The organism is Wolbachia endosymbiont (group A) of Bombylius major (assembly GCF_947251895.1).
In the GTDB taxonomy this organism is placed as follows: domain Bacteria; phylum Pseudomonadota; class Alphaproteobacteria; order Rickettsiales; family Anaplasmataceae; genus Wolbachia; species Wolbachia pipientis.
This window is the reverse complement of sequence record NZ_OX366395.1, coordinates 501,513-516,379: the sequence shown is the minus strand read 5'-3', so window position 1 is coordinate 516,379 and position 14,867 is coordinate 501,513. Positions and strand designations below refer to the sequence as shown.

The following is a 14,867-nucleotide window of genomic DNA, read 5'->3' as shown; positions in this document are numbered from 1 at the left end:
TTATCGTTACTCATGCATTATGTAATCATTCTATTCACTAGTTTCAATACTGTGTGATATAGTTAAAATAAACGTGGACAAGATTTTCTAAAACTAAATTGATGTCACGCTTTTTAGTAATACTTGGTTTATTAATTTGTAAAAGACAAGATTTAATCTGACAGAGAAGAATTAACTGACAGAAGAATTGACGTAGTCAAAACTAATATCAGGCTGTTGTTTAATGCTACTAATATTTTTCTGAAAAGCAATATGTTTACTGTCAAAAAACGTTTGCATAGGTGTTTTGCCATAGCAGTATTTGCCTGAGTGAGGCCTTGTCTCATTGTAAGAACGCAACCAATGATCAACATCGATCTGTAGATCCTCCAAAGAATAGTAGATTTTCTTTCTAAAGATAATATTGTAACACTCATCTTGCATAGTTCTATGGAATCTTTCACATATGCCATTAGTTTGTGGAGAGTTGGCTTTGGTTCTAGAATGATCGATATTTTCGATTCCTAAATATAGCTGATAAGCGTGATTTTCGGGCTTGCCACAATACTCCGTACCCCTATCAGTTAGAATGCGTAATAATGGAATTCTCTGCTCATCAAAAAATGGGATAACTCTATCGTTAAGAAGATCTGCAGCTGTAATAGCTGTTCTGTCCGTGTAAAGTTTAACCATTGCAACTCTGGAATAAGTATCAACAAAAGTTTGCTGATAAATGCGCCCTATGCCTTTGATATTGCCCACATAATAGGTATCTTGAGAACCCAAATAACCTGGATGTTGCGTCTCAATTTCACCATGAGCTTCCCTTTGTTCTTTCACTTTTTCTAAAGCTGCAAGTTGTTCTTCAGTTAAAATGATTCCGTCTTGAGCTACTTTTGCCTCCAGTGCTTTAAGTCTCTTTTTCAAAGTTTCAAGGTCATTTCTTAGCCATACAGATCTTACTCCTCCTTGGGAAATTATTATACCTCTTTTTCTCAGCTCATTTGCAGCTCTTTCTTGTCCATATGCAGGAAATTCTGTAGCTATGCCAATTATTGCTCTTTCTATATCTTCCGAAACTCTGTTTGCTAATAGCGGTTTTTTCTTACTTATTTCATGTAATGCTTCTTCTCCCCCATTTTCATATAACTCCTTGAATCGATAAAATGTATCTCTTGAGTATCCCATCACTTTGCACGCTTGAGACACATTTCCTAATTGTTTTGCTAGCTCTAGTAATCCTAGTTTTGGTTTTAGTATTTTTGTTTGTATTGTACTCATTTCTAACACTCCTTATTTTTATTATTCTTAACTTACTTTTTTAAAGTGTCATATCAAGTCCTGTTTAATACAATTAATTACAGGGATAGGTCTTGTTTATCCTCTAATACAAAAACTTGGCATAGCAGGCGATATCTATATTGAAAAAGGTGTTTTATTTTCCGATCACTACTTCAATTTTGATAAGCTTTATAATAAGCCTCGTTATACTACTAATGAATAAGTTTCGTTAGTGGAATTGAATTTCTGCCAAAGTAACCTTCGCCTTAATATTTCAAGATAGGCAACAATAGAGAAGTTTAAGTTATGCAGGTGTGGTTTAGAAGTTTTTAGTGAGTATCAAATTTTACTCAAAGTGTTAGAATTTTATGTAAAAAAAAAGATATTGACTTGTGACTTAATGATAACTAAGGTATACTGATTAATGATGAGAGGGTAGTATGCCAAGTTTTTTTGATAATCCGGTAAAGAAACAGCTAGAACTAGCAATTTATAAAGATGATCATAAGTTAGTCCAGATTCTCTTGGGATCGGAATTCTGTCAGCTTTGGCAATATTGGTTAGCACATGCAATGATTTCGTATAACATGTTAGCGATAGAACGAGATACACAGTGTAATTTACCTTTAAAAATTATCGAAAGGCAAAGAGAGGTTTTAGAAGGGTCGTTGGAATTACTTAGAAGTAGAAAGCGAGCGTTAGACGAAGGTGGGCAAGTTGTTCCGTTACGAGAGGAAGAAAGACGCTTAACTGATATACAAGATTTGATTTCTAAGCTATTTAGAGATGCACGTCAAATAGCTGAGGATCATAAAAGAATTATAGAGCAAGAAAATGTACCAGGTACAAATTTTCTATACTGTACTCAGAATGAGGCTATCATGAGCGAAAGCAATAGCACTGGTGCAGTTGGAGGCAATGAAGTAGGGATTCCAGAGTACACAGCTCATTCATTACGTAATGTAAGCGCAGTCACTCAGTTACATTTTGTAGAAGGATGTAATGTTCTTGTTGATGAAATGGAAAAGATGATTGTAAGCAAAGTATGGGAGCAAACTAATTTCTCTACTAGGGCTGGGTACTACTTAAATGAAATAAATAATTATATAAGCGGTGAAAATGGTCAGGTTTTAGATGAAGCTGTAAATTACATACCAAACAACAGGTACTCTGATCTACTTAGAGGATGTTTAGCAGTGTTTAGGCCATTAGTTAATGGAATGCAAGTGGTAAACAACTATATGAATAATAATTTACAAAATATAAGTTGTGTAGACAGTAAAATAAAGGAAGTCAGTGAAATAAACAGTAAGCTCAGTAGTGTTGCAGCAGAAAAGAGTGGATTGAAAAAGAAGCTATTGGAAGCAAGGCAAGAAGTAAAGGAAAAAGCAGTTGATAGAATGACAGATGGGAAGTTATTTGATAAAGAATTTGTACATACGATGTATGAAAAATTGTTAGATTACTATCTAATGAAAGCGAGGGGAGATGAAAAGAATGTGTTACACAGTGATATAGAAAACAATGGTGTAGATGAGGTAAAAAGGAAAATTCTCAACCAAACTAAGGAGGTGAGTGTTGACACTACTCATGATCTATTAAAATATGCATTGGATAAAAAGCGGGAAGCTAGTGTAAAAGTAGTCAGTGTGTTGCTGCTCAATCTTGCTCATGCTGGGGATCTTTGTAAGAGTCATATAGAAATATGTCAAAATGAAGAAGTAAGGAATTTAAGCAAAAAGTCAAATAACACAATAATGATAGATGTGCACGATAGTTTATTTGATTTTGATGATAAGTTAGTAAATTTAGTATCGGTATTTCCAACAAAAGAGGGTAATTTTGACAAAAGAGGCAGTGAAGATAAGATTATGCTGGAACAAATAGGTGGAAAGAAATACAAGGATATAGTTAAGGAGCTAAAAAGATTAAAGGATGAATTAGAAGAGAAGAGGAAGATATGGGAAAATAAAGAGAATCGAAATGAATGGTGGATTTTTAAACCATTTTTTATGGTTTACGATTTGATTTATCAAGGTCTGAGCGAAGGACAATATACAGTGATAGATAGCCAAGCTGTAGAGTTACATAGAAGGGCATTGTATGCAGATCGGTTTGCTGATGAAGGAATTATGTATGATCATGTAAAAAAAACGAGAGAAGGAGATGTAACAAGTGATAAAGAGGTAAAGAAGTATATAGAACGTTTATATGGGATTGCAAATCAAGGCTGGGGGAAAGCAAAAGGACAGTATACATTTGGTAGCTTTTTAGAGGATACGGGTAGAATGGTAAAGGAATTAAGGCAACGTAGAGATGCTCAGAAAGATGAAATAATAAGAGAAGAAAAACAAGGAAGAAAAGAGACGGAGGAAAAGTTGGAGCAGTTAGGAGAAGTATTAAAACAGGAGGTGCAAGTAAGACAAAGTGCAGAACAAAAGGCTCAACAAGAGGCTCAAAGGGCTCAACAAGAGGCTCAAAGGGCAGAACAGCTTAAGCAAGCATTGGAGCAAAAAGATTTAGAGAGCAAAGTAATGAAGAGTTGTGTGAAAAAGTTAGCAAGATGTGATGAAGAACTACGGGATGCAATAGATGAAGAAAGTGAAGACAAAATTGTCAAAGAAGCGATAGGTTGTAGGATAAGGTCTCCAGAAGAGGTAATTGATGCAATAATAGAAGAGATAAAAGTTAATAGGGAGAAAATAATAAAAGAGGGAAGAGTAAGTGATGAGATAATCGAAGCAGGTATAAGAAGTTTCTCAAATCAGAGTACTTTGCTTAGTGATGTAAATGTAAGTCAGAGTATAGGTGCCGGAGTAGAAAGATGACAAAGGTGTTTGCTGAATGGGCATGTGAGAGTTCTGTATGGCAGGGAAATGTTGTTAAGTTTTTATCAAACAATAAAAAATATCGAGTATGTGGATTGGAGTTTGGCCCTACCTTGTTGGATTACCTATACGGAGTAAAAGAGAGTAAACAGCCGAATTATACAAAAAACGGCTTGTCTATAACTTATAGTATTGCTCCTGTTGTGGCAATAATTTCATTTGCATCGACACGTAGAGCAACATTTACTGCAGCGGCAACTCTTGGGGTAATGTTGTTCGGAATATTAATTACAGTTGCTATTGATTATCAAAAAACAAGAAGAAAAGATACTGGCGGAGTAATAAGTCAAGAATGTTGCGTTAGATTACTAGAAGGACTAGATGAAGTACCAAAGTATTGGTGGTGGCCGTGGGGTAAGAAGGTAAAAGATATTGAAGTAACTGATGAAGAAGTAGAAAGGGCTTTAAGCTATAGTGATAATTCATTTATTGCACGAGTGATGTATTCACTGTTTACGAATGTAAAACTACACCAACTTTATATTGCAAAGTATGGTTATATTTATAATTATCAAGAATTAATGGAGGGAAAAATGCCTAACATTTCTATTCCAAAACCTGTTAAGGATGGATTTAAAAAAGCTAAAAATAAATCTCAAGAAGCCTACAGTGCGATTAGTGATGGCCTGAGTAAAGCTGCAAGTGGTGTAGGTTCAATTATTTTTTCTACAGTCAAAAATGAAGAAATTGCAGATAAGCTGGAAGCAAGGTCAAGTAACCTAATAAGGAGAATCTTCAGCGTAGGGGATGAAACTACTGTTACGGTTAAAAGAGGACTTGAGTCATTTAAAATGGAGTGGTTGCCGCTATATTTAGATAGGAGTTTAGGAGCTGTAAGAGATGGAACAAAAACTATGGAAGATCATAATAAATACTTTAATGAGCAAGTTAGAGAGATATTGAAGCTATCGAAAGTTTACCATCCAGACAAGCAAGAACAAGAAGTTAATAAAAATAGTGAACAGATTTTAATTAACAATGTGACTCAGGCACTAAGGAATATACACGATTATATTACGAAGGATAAAGGAATGGTTGAAAACCGTGTTGTGTATAGGTTGTTTGAGGACGCACCAATAAAAAATATAATAGATCGCGGTGCTTTAAAAGTAGGGAACAAAGTGGCAAAAAGTGAATTAAGTAGCATAGCTTTTTGGGAAGGTGAAATATTAATGAGGGGAAGAAATGAGTATTTAAGTAGTGTAAGAAGTTGTTTGGAAGTATTGAGCAAACTGCCAAGAGATGGAAATGTAATAAATGATGTGAGGAAGGGATTTGATGAAAGTTATAAAAGATACACAGGTTTATATCAAGAAAAGTGGATAAAGAATCTAGAGGAACTAAGTAGAAATTGTATGAGAGTGAAGGAATTAGAGGTAGTGAAAAATGATGTAGATATGTTGTTGAAAGAGAGTAAAGAACAGTATGAAATATTAGCAGGAAATCAAAGATTATTGGAAGGAAAGGCGGATAGAGTGTTTATAGAGCCAATATTAGAGTATTGTAATTTAATGAATATCTATTTTAAGTTTTTCAACGTTACAGGTGGAAAGGGTATAAACGAATGCTCTATGGAGAAGAATGGAATTAGTGAGGAAGGGAAGCAGAATATAGAAAAGCTTTCATATCAAGAGTTGTTAAAGTCTGCATCAGATAGTTGCAATGAGTTAGCAGGCAAGTTAAAGAGAGATAAGAGGGTAGAGTTATCAAATCAGGGAAGAGAGAGCAGAACAAAAGAACTAGGAAAAGTTTTATTTAAGTTGGAGCGTGGGGCAAAGTTGTTGGAAGAGAAATTTAAGGAAAGGAAGACGTTAATGGAAAGAGAAGAAGAAAGAATAGCAGCAGAGAGGAAAGAGAGAAGAGAAAGATTAGAAGCAAAAGAGAATGAAATAAGAAAAGAAGCACAAGGGAGAAAAGAGGCGCAGGAAAAGTTGGAGCAGTTAGGAGAAGTATTAAAACAGGAGGTGCAAGTAAGACAAAGTGCAGAACAAAAGGCTCAACAAGAGGCTCAAAGGGTTCAACAAGAGGCTCAAAGGGCAGAACAGCTTAAGCAAGCATTGGAGCAAAAAGATTTAGAGAGCAAAGTAATAAAGAGTTGTGTGAAAAAGTTAGCAAGATTTGGTGAAGAGCTAAGGAATGCAATAGATGAAGAAAGTGAGGACAAAATTGTAAAAGCAGCGATAGGTTGTAGGATAAGGTCTCCAGAAGAGGTAATTGATGCAATAATAGAAGAGATAAAAGTTAATAGGGAGAAAATAATAAAAGAGGGAAGAGTAAGTGATGAGATAATCGAAGCAAGTGTAAGAAGTTTCTCAAATCAGGGTACTTCACTTAGTGATATAGACGTCAGTCAAGGTATAAGTGTAGGAATGGGTAAAGGTAGTGGAGCTGATTTTTCATAAAATATCTGTTCAGTAATGTAAATTTGCCTGAATAGTTTTTGGAAGTATGAAACAAACTGCCAGGCATAGTAGAAAAGTGTTTTTTATGGGCAAAATGTTTTTAAACAGACATCTCATTTAGCACCATAAAAGGGAATGTTCAAAAAAGTGTGTCAAAGCGCATTTTTAGTTCAACTCAATTTTCAATCTATCTGGAAAGAAAATATCAAGTTGAGACATAGTTAAAGCCCAATTAGGCAGAGCCATAGTCCATTTTTGCTCTACCTTCTTTATAGCACAATATACCTGTTTATACAAGGCATTTGTGCTGGTAAATGAGCCCTTGGTTTTAGTGAATTTTCTGATCTGTCTGTGCAGCCCCTCAATTGGATTTGTGGTGTAAATTAGCCTTCTAACTGGGCTAGAATACTTGAAATAACCAGATAAATTTTCCCAATTGTTCTGCCACGATTTTATAACTAAAGGATACTTTTCTCCCCATTTTTCTTCCAGCTCAAGTAAGTAATTTTCAGCAATTTCTTTACTTGTAGCACGATATATTTTTTTCAAATCATTCATGAAAACTTTCACATCTTTGCTGGATACATATTTTAGTGAATTTCTTATCTGATGCACTATACATAGCTGTACTTCTGCTTTAGGAAACGCACTATTTATAGCTGCAGGAAAGCTTTTTAGCCCATCTACACATGCAATCAGAATATCTTCTACTCCTCTTTCTTTGAGGTCATTTAGCACTCCCAACCAAAAGTTAGCTCCTTCACTTTCAGCCAAATAAAAGCCCAGGACTTCTTTTCTGCCATTTTGGTCTATGCCCAATATATTGTACATACATTTACTTACGCAATGTCCATCCTCTTTGACCTTAAAGAACATCCCATCCATAAATACTATCGGGTATACTGATTGCAGTGGACGACTACGCCATTCATTGATTATAGGCAGTAATTTGGGAATGTTCAAAAAAGTGTGTCAAACCGAAAAAAAAGTAATAAATTGATATAAAAAAATGGAGGTGTGACAATGAGTCAGAAAGTAGTAAACAGAACTAACGGATTGGTAGATTATAAAGAGTTGGAAACAAATATCCTGTCGTCTATACGAGAAGGAAGACCGTTGACAGGAAGGGAGGGAGCATTAACACCATTTATAAAAAAGCTGCTGGAAGCAAGTTTGGAAGGTGAAATAGAAAACCACTTATTAGCTGAAAGTGAAGAGAATAATCGAAGAAATGGGAGAAATGGAAAGACTTTACGGACAAGTGCCGGTTCATTTGAACTTTTGACGCCAAGGGATAGAGAAGGAAGTTTTGAGCCGCAAATAGTCAAAAAAAGGCAAACAAGCTTACATCCAGAGCTTGAAACGAAGATTTTGAGCACATTTGCCAGTGGTATGAGCTATAGAGATATAGCGTCACACGTTGAGGAAATTTATGATCACAAAATATCGGCGGCAGAGATATCAAGTATTACCGACAAATTACTGCCTATAATCAATGAATGGCGTAGTCGTCCACTGCAATCAGTATACCCGATAGTATTTATGGATGGGATGTTCTTTAAGGTCAAAGAGGATGGACATTGCGTAAGTAAATGTATGTACAATATATTGGGCATAGACCAAAATGGCAGAAAAGAAGTCCTGGGCTTTTATTTGGCTGAAAGTGAAGGAGCTAACTTTTGGTTGGGAGTGCTAAATGACCTCAAAGAAAGAGGAGTAGAAGATATTCTGATTGCATGTGTAGATGGGCTAAAAAGCTTTCCTGCAGCTATAAATAGTGCGTTTCCTAAAGCAGAAGTACAGCTATGTATAGTGCATCAGATAAGAAATTCACTAAAATATGTATCCAGCAAAGATGTGAAAGTTTTCATGAATGATTTGAAAAAAATATATCGTGCTACAAGTAAAGAAATTGCTGAAAATTACTTACTTGAGCTGGAAGAAAAATGGGGAGAAAAGTATCCTTTAGTTATAAAATCGTGGCAGAACAATTGGGAAAATTTATCTGGTTATTTCAAGTATTCTAGCCCAGTTAGAAGGCTAATTTACACCACAAATCCAATTGAGGGGCTGCACAGACAGATCAGAAAATTCACTAAAACCAAGGGCTCATTTACCAGCACAAATGCCTTGTATAAACAGGTATATTGTGCTATAAAGAAGGTAGAGCAAAAATGGACTATGGCTCTGCCTAATTGGGCTTTAACTATGTCTCAACTTGATATTTTCTTTCCAGATAGATTGAAAATTGAGTTGAACTAAAAATGCGCTTTGACACACTTTTTTGAACATTCCCAGTAATTTGTCGGTAATACTTGATATCTCTGCCGCCGATATTTTGTGATCATAAATTTCCTCAACGTGTGACGCTATATCTCTATAGCTCATACCACTGGCAAATGTGCTCAAAATCTTCGTTTCAAGCTCTGGATGTAAGCTTGTTTGCCTTTTTTTGACTATTTGCGGCTCAAAACTTCCTTCTCTATCCCTTGGCGTCAAAAGTTCAAATGAACCGGCACTTGTCCGTAAAGTCTTTCCATTTCTCCCATTTCTTCGATTATTCTCTTCACTTTCAGCTAATAAGTGGTTTTCTATTTCACCTTCCAAACTTGCTTCCAGCAGCTTTTTTATAAATGGTGTTAATGCTCCCTCCCTTCCTGTCAACGGTCTTCCTTCTCGTATAGACGACAGGATATTTGTTTCCAACTCTTTATAATCTACCAATCCGTTAGTTCTGTTTACTACTTTCTGACTCATTGTCACACCTCCATTTTTTTATATCAATTTATTACTTTTTTTTCGGTTTGACACACTTTTTTGAACATTCCCCCATAAAAAGTTGAATTATTTACTTTTTTCAAAAATATAAAAATAGTACGTATATTTGTGAGAACACGTTGTGTAAAAATAGGTTTATAAAAATAAAAGTGCAAAGTTATTGCAACAAAGCCAAACAAGTTAGTTCGTATGTAAATATGGTGGAAGTGAGCTAATATAGGTGGTTTTAGGGTATAGCAAAGTTGTTATAAATAAAAGTTCACACGAATCCAGCGGTAGACCAATCCACTCCAAAACGAACAGTTCTCACAACAGATTGTTCCGTTGTTGGAAATAGCAAGATCATTGACTTTTTAATAAAATATATTTTGAAATTAAAGAATATATTAAAAAAGATACGGATCAATCTGATCATCGTTATTACTGTCATCTTTGCTAAACAATTGATCACAATCCTGTTGTTGAGGTTCATCAGTCTTTTCTCCAATAAACCAAAACAAACATGAGAAAAGACTACTGAAAAATATTATAAACAATGGAATAGTATGCATAAGCATGCTAAAAAAACTTTCAGAAGTGCTTGTCTGTTCTTCTGTTTGTGTAGGTGCATTATACTCTTTAGATGTGCTAATGTAATCTACAGCTTTAGTCTTTGCATCAATATCTTCCTGATTTTTCTTTTCTGTGTTTTTATCTTGATCATCTGTTTCTGAATAATTAGTTGATTGTGGAGAATCTTTTGAATTTTTGTCTAATTCAGATTGTGATATATCGATTTGATTATCTACTATTCTAATATTAAGTTTGCCTGCTCCTTTTTTGAGGTATTGTAATGATTGATCATTTTTGTCATTATAATCGACAAATTTTAATAGCCCAAGCTCCTCAGAAGTATGATTAGGCTTATAAGGGGATAATAAACTCATACCAAATGAATTATTACCAGATATCTCATGCAGTATAATATCTATCCCTTGCTCTGTACTCTGAAGAATTGAAATGATACGATCTTTATTACCTATAATATCGTCTTGACCTATAATAAAGTCCCGATCACCATCTAATTTCAGAGGTGATTCATTTTGATATAAAACTATTGTTTTTTTTCCACTGTTCCACCTTAATTTTAAGCCATCACAATTCGGTATTTTTACCCTACCAAGATGTGAATGAATAACATAATCATTATTATCCAAAAATAATCTATAATATGGAATAGCAGTTTTATCCTGGTTATCTTTATCTATAATGAATTCATGTTTTGCCATAATATCTCCATTCAAAATTACTCTAACAACTTTTGTTACCCTAAATAGCCAACAATATTATGATTAATAGCACTTAAGCTCCTCGGAGGCGCTATATCACTAATAAAACTTCTTGGCATTTCATTTTCTGTTGCTATTTTCTCAGTATTAATACAACCTATTTGTTGTTTATTGTTTTTTAATTCCCTTTTCATACTATCTTCAAAAGTATCCAAAAATTTATCTGTTTGTTTATAGTGTGGACAAGCTTCTGCTGCAGCTGAACGCAAGAGTTTAGATAACTCATTAAGATTTTCATCATTAAATAATACCTTACTTAGAATCTTTTTCTCTAGTTTTAATGGATCAAAATTTAAGCTTTTATTTGCAATTCCACATTTTAAAGCTGTTTCTCTTAATACCTTTTCAAATCTTACCACAATATCTGCTGCATTTACTATTTTTGCCACTTGATTAAGCTCCTGTATTTTATTCTTTACTTTATACTCATCTTCTACTACAAAAGGATAAAAGTAATTTATTACTTTTGATATAAATGAAGTTGACCTGCTTGCTCCGCTTTTCACTGGTAGATTATTTGATTTTCCAATTTCCCTTTTCTTTCTAGGAACAGCACAAACTTGATCTCTCAATTCTGGCTTACAAAAGATATCTTTTATTTGATTATAAAGGGCTTCAGTATTGGCCTTGAATACCTGTGCATTGCTTGCAAATTTTTCGGCATCCTTTTTTATAATTTCAGTTATGTTTTTCAACTTTACTACTTCACTATGTAATTCTATAGTCTTATTTTCAGCCTCTTGAGCTTCTTTAGCAGATTTTTCAGAAGCATTTTTAGCTACCCCTGCTGCTTTTTGAGCAACCTGAATTTCAATTTTTGTTTTATTGATCTCAAGCAAAAACTTATCGACCAATTCAGATCCTATTCCATCTTCTCCCTTTGGACCTTGAGGGCCAATTTCTCCTTTTGGTCCTGGTAATCCCATTTTACCCCTATCCCCTTTAGGACCAGGAATTCCAGTATTCCCTTGATCACCTTTTAATCCTTGTGAACCAGGAATACCTTGTGTACCGTTGAAGCCTCTTGGGCTTTGAATACCTTGTTCACCTTTGTCTCCTTTAGTACCCACTGGACCACGATTACCTGTCTCACCTTTCGCTCCAGGCAATCCAACATCTCCTTTTCCACCTATATCGCCTTTAGGACCTACCAGACCTGTATCTCCTTGATTACCTTTAGGGCCAGTTTCTCCTTGTAATCCATCCACACCACGCTCACCTTTTAATCCTTGCAAACCTTGAATACCTTGTTCACCTTTGTCTCCTTTAGTACCCACTGGACCATGATTACCTGTCTCACCTTTCGCTCCAGGCAATCCAACATCTCCTTTTCCACCTATATCGCCTTTAGGACCTACCAGACCTGTATCTCCTTGATTACCTTTAGGGCCAGTTTCTCCTTGTAATCCATCCACACCACGCTCACCTTTTAATCCTTGCAAACCTTGAATACCTTGTTCACCTTTGTCTCCTTTAGTACCCACTGGACCATGATTACCTGTCTCACCTTTCGCTCCAGGCAATCCAACATCTCCTTTTCCACCTATATCGCCTTTAGGACCTACCAGACCTGTATCTCCTTGATTACCTTTAGGGCCAGTTTCTCCTTGTAATCCATCCACACCACGCTCACCTTTTAATCCTTGCAAACCTTGAATACCTTGTTCACCTTTGTCTCCTCTAGTACCCACTGGACCATGATTACCTGTCTCACCTTTCGCTCCAGGCAATCCAACATCTCCTTTTCCACCTATATCGCCTTTAGGACCTACCAGACCTGTATCTCCTTGATTACCTTTAGGGCCAGTTTCTCCTTGTAATCCATCCACACCACGCTCACCTTTTAATCCTTGCAAACCTTGAATACCTTGTTCACCTTTGTCTCCTTTAGTACCCACTGGACCATGATTACCTGTCTCACCTTTCGCTCCAGGCAATCCAACATCTCCTTTTCCACCTATATCGCCTTTAGGACCTACCAGACCTGTATCTCCTTGATTACCTTTAGGGCCAGTTTCTCCTTGTAATCCATCCACACCACGCTCACCTTTTAATCCTTTCCAACCTCTTGGTCCTTGTAGTCCTTTAGGTCCTAGGTTCCCTTGTAAACCTGCAGGACCTTGCTCACCTTTGTCACCTTTATGACCCTGAAGACCCACGCCTACATCTCCTTTTTCACCTTTTAACCCTGTTTTTCCAGGTTCACCTTTCATGCCCACTATACTTAATCCTGGTATTCCTTGATCACCCTTTGGACCAGGAAAACCTATTAATCCTGTTTTTCCCGTTTCACCTTTTGAACCTAGATAACCTCTCTCACCTTTTTGTCCTTGTGGCCCTTGAGGACCAGGAAAACCTATTAATCCTGTTTTTCCCGTTTCACCTTTTGGACCTAGATAACCTCTCTCACCTTTTTGTCCTTGTGGCCCTTGAGGACCAGGAAAACCTATTAATCCTGTTTTTCCCGTTTCACCTTTTGGACCTAGATAACCTCTCTCACCTTTTTGTCCTTGTGGCCCTTGAGGACCAAGAATGCCTGGCTCACCTTTTGGGCCAATACCTGGAATACCACTATCACCTTTTTGGCCTTGTAGCCCTCGGGGACCATGGATGCCTGGCTCACCTTTTGGGCCAATACCTGGAATACCACTATCACCTTTTTGGCCTTGTAGCCCTCGGGGACCATGGATGCCTGGCTCACCTTTTGGGCCAATACCTGGAATACCACTATCACCTTTTTGGCCTTGTAGCCCTCGGGGACCATGGATGCCTGGCTCACCTTTTGGGCCAATACCTGGAATACCACTATCACCTTTTTGGCCTTGTAGCCCTCGGGGACCATGGATGCCTGGCTCACCTTTTGGGCCAATACCTGGAATACCACTATCACCTTTAGGTCCTGATAGACCTGGAAGGCCTGGCAAAGCATCTTGACCCGTAGTACCTGGTTCACCTTTTTGACCTTTTATTCCAGTATACATTAATTCTTGAATTTTATTTTTTAAGAGCCTAACCTGATTTTCTAACTCTAAATACGCCCTAAGATTTACCACATTAACCTCCAAAAAGTTATCAAGATTTTCTAAGTTATAGTAATATGGGTATAAACCTGAATCATAATCATAGTTATATGATATAAATACAGGTTCTAAACCATGAAAATTAATACATGTCCCATTTTTATATGATATACAGCCAATATAGTTATTAAGTAACTTTTCTGCCGTAAAGTAAACATCTTTCAAGCTTTCTATTTCATAAAAAGGGAAGAGTTTAAGGTTATTACCTTCCATATCTAGTGTAGAGACAACACTATTCAGTCTACCGATTTTTTTATCCTCACAATCGTATATTTCAACGCTTTTATAATGTTGATCAATTGAATTTCCCTTTGGAAAGATTTCTCCTCCAGGACGTAGTGAAAATGTACAATTATGTTTTTCAAGATATTGTATAATAGACCTTATACTTTTATTACTTATTATATCTTCGTAATTTATATAAACCGGATAAACAAAATTACCAAAGCTATGGCTATTACCAATGAGTACATGAGGTACCAAAGTGCTAGTTGGATTGTTGTTTATCATGAAATATTCTCCAATCTGCTTCTCGTTGTAATAATAATATTCTCTACGATCATTAACTAAAACTAGTTTATCATTGTCTAGCTTTATTCGTAGCTCCCTAAATCCAGTTACTCTCCCTTTTATCCGCGGGCTCAAACTATGTATAATAAAACCAGAATTATCAAAAGCATAAAATTGATAAGGTAAACTGACTATTACTGTGTCATTTATTTTGATGGCTGCAATAGGGTTTGTATTGTCAAAGTAAATGTACTTTGGTTCTAAATTAAGACGCATTTTTAGCTACTTTTAAAGATAGTACTTTAGATGAGTATTTTATAAATATGAATTAATTGTTAATGGTAGTGACATGTTCAGGGTATCTGTATGGTACAGGACCAATTGATTCCAAGAAAACTAGGCTCTGTGGACAAAATTTTAGAGAAGCCATACAAGAGCCCCGACAAAATTTAGAAAACCCATAAAAACCTCAGCCGTTTTATCGAATCTGGAAAAGATACGCCTAAAGTTCTTAATTTTACCGAAAAAACACTCAATTAAATGACGCTCTTTATAAACGTGTTTATCGTAACCCCTCTGCACTTTTCGATTACGCTTCGGAGGAATGTAAAAGACAAGATT

General features: G+C 35.9%; 7 protein-coding genes and 3 pseudogenes. 4 read left to right on the top strand and 6 right to left on the bottom strand.

Translation table 11 applies throughout. The annotated features are described in order from the left end of the window. Window positions 1-171: 171 nt before the first annotated feature. Window positions 172-1,260 (bottom strand): IS481 family transposase, encoded by a 1,089-nt coding sequence (locus OPR49_RS02310; protein WP_265027486.1) that lies wholly within the window; start codon window positions 1,258-1,260, stop codon window positions 172-174. A gap of 149 nt (window positions 1,261-1,409) precedes the next feature. Between OPR49_RS02310 and OPR49_RS07550 the strand changes: the two genes are divergently transcribed. The 3 genes from OPR49_RS07550 (at window position 1,410) to OPR49_RS02300 (ending at window position 6,550) form a co-directional block, all read left to right on the top strand. After that, entirely contained in the window at window positions 1,410-1,493 is an 84-nt protein-coding gene (locus tag OPR49_RS07550; RefSeq protein ID WP_353286141.1) for a hypothetical protein, read from the top strand. A gap of 207 nt (window positions 1,494-1,700) precedes the next feature. After that, window positions 1,701-4,088 (top strand): hypothetical protein, encoded by a 2,388-nt coding sequence (locus tag OPR49_RS02305; protein ID WP_265027341.1) that lies wholly within the window; start codon window positions 1,701-1,703, stop codon window positions 4,086-4,088. Next, window positions 4,085-6,550, top strand: coding sequence for an OmpH/Skp family outer membrane protein (locus tag OPR49_RS02300; RefSeq protein WP_265027340.1), 2,466 nt, complete (start codon window positions 4,085-4,087; stop codon window positions 6,548-6,550). Before OPR49_RS02305 ends, OPR49_RS02300 begins: the two co-directional genes overlap by 4 nt. Window positions 6,551-6,715: 165 nt before the next feature. On the opposite strand, the pseudogene OPR49_RS02295 reads toward OPR49_RS02300, so the two are convergent. Continuing rightward, window positions 6,716-7,501 (bottom strand): annotated as a pseudogene (locus tag OPR49_RS02295) (IS256 family transposase); the annotation flags it as partial. Window positions 7,502-7,573: 72 nt separating this feature from the next. Here OPR49_RS02295 and OPR49_RS02290 point away from each other — a divergent pair. Further along, window positions 7,574-8,812 carry an IS256 family transposase gene (locus tag OPR49_RS02290; protein ID WP_265026724.1) on the top strand — a complete coding sequence of 413 codons (1,239 nt, stop codon included), beginning with the start codon at window positions 7,574-7,576 and terminating at the stop codon, window positions 8,810-8,812. A 33-nt stretch (window positions 8,813-8,845) separates the two neighbouring features. On the opposite strand, the pseudogene OPR49_RS02285 reads toward OPR49_RS02290, so the two are convergent. The 4 genes and pseudogenes from OPR49_RS02285 to OPR49_RS02270 all read right to left on the bottom strand — a co-directional run. After that, window positions 8,846-9,307 (bottom strand): annotated as a pseudogene (locus tag OPR49_RS02285) (transposase); the annotation flags it as partial. 407 nt (window positions 9,308-9,714) lie between these two features. Beyond that, window positions 9,715-10,596, bottom strand: coding sequence for a hypothetical protein (locus tag OPR49_RS02280; RefSeq protein WP_265027338.1), 882 nt, complete (start codon window positions 10,594-10,596; stop codon window positions 9,715-9,717). A 35-nt stretch (window positions 10,597-10,631) separates the two neighbouring features. Beyond that, on the bottom strand, window positions 10,632-14,522 hold the full coding sequence (locus OPR49_RS02275; RefSeq protein ID WP_265027337.1) for a hypothetical protein: 3,891 nt from the start codon (window positions 14,520-14,522) through the stop codon (window positions 10,632-10,634). A gap of 141 nt (window positions 14,523-14,663) precedes the next feature. After that, window positions 14,664-14,852: pseudogene (locus tag OPR49_RS02270) on the bottom strand (IS5-like element ISSoc13 family transposase); the annotation flags it as partial. Window positions 14,853-14,867: the final 15 nt, after the last annotated feature.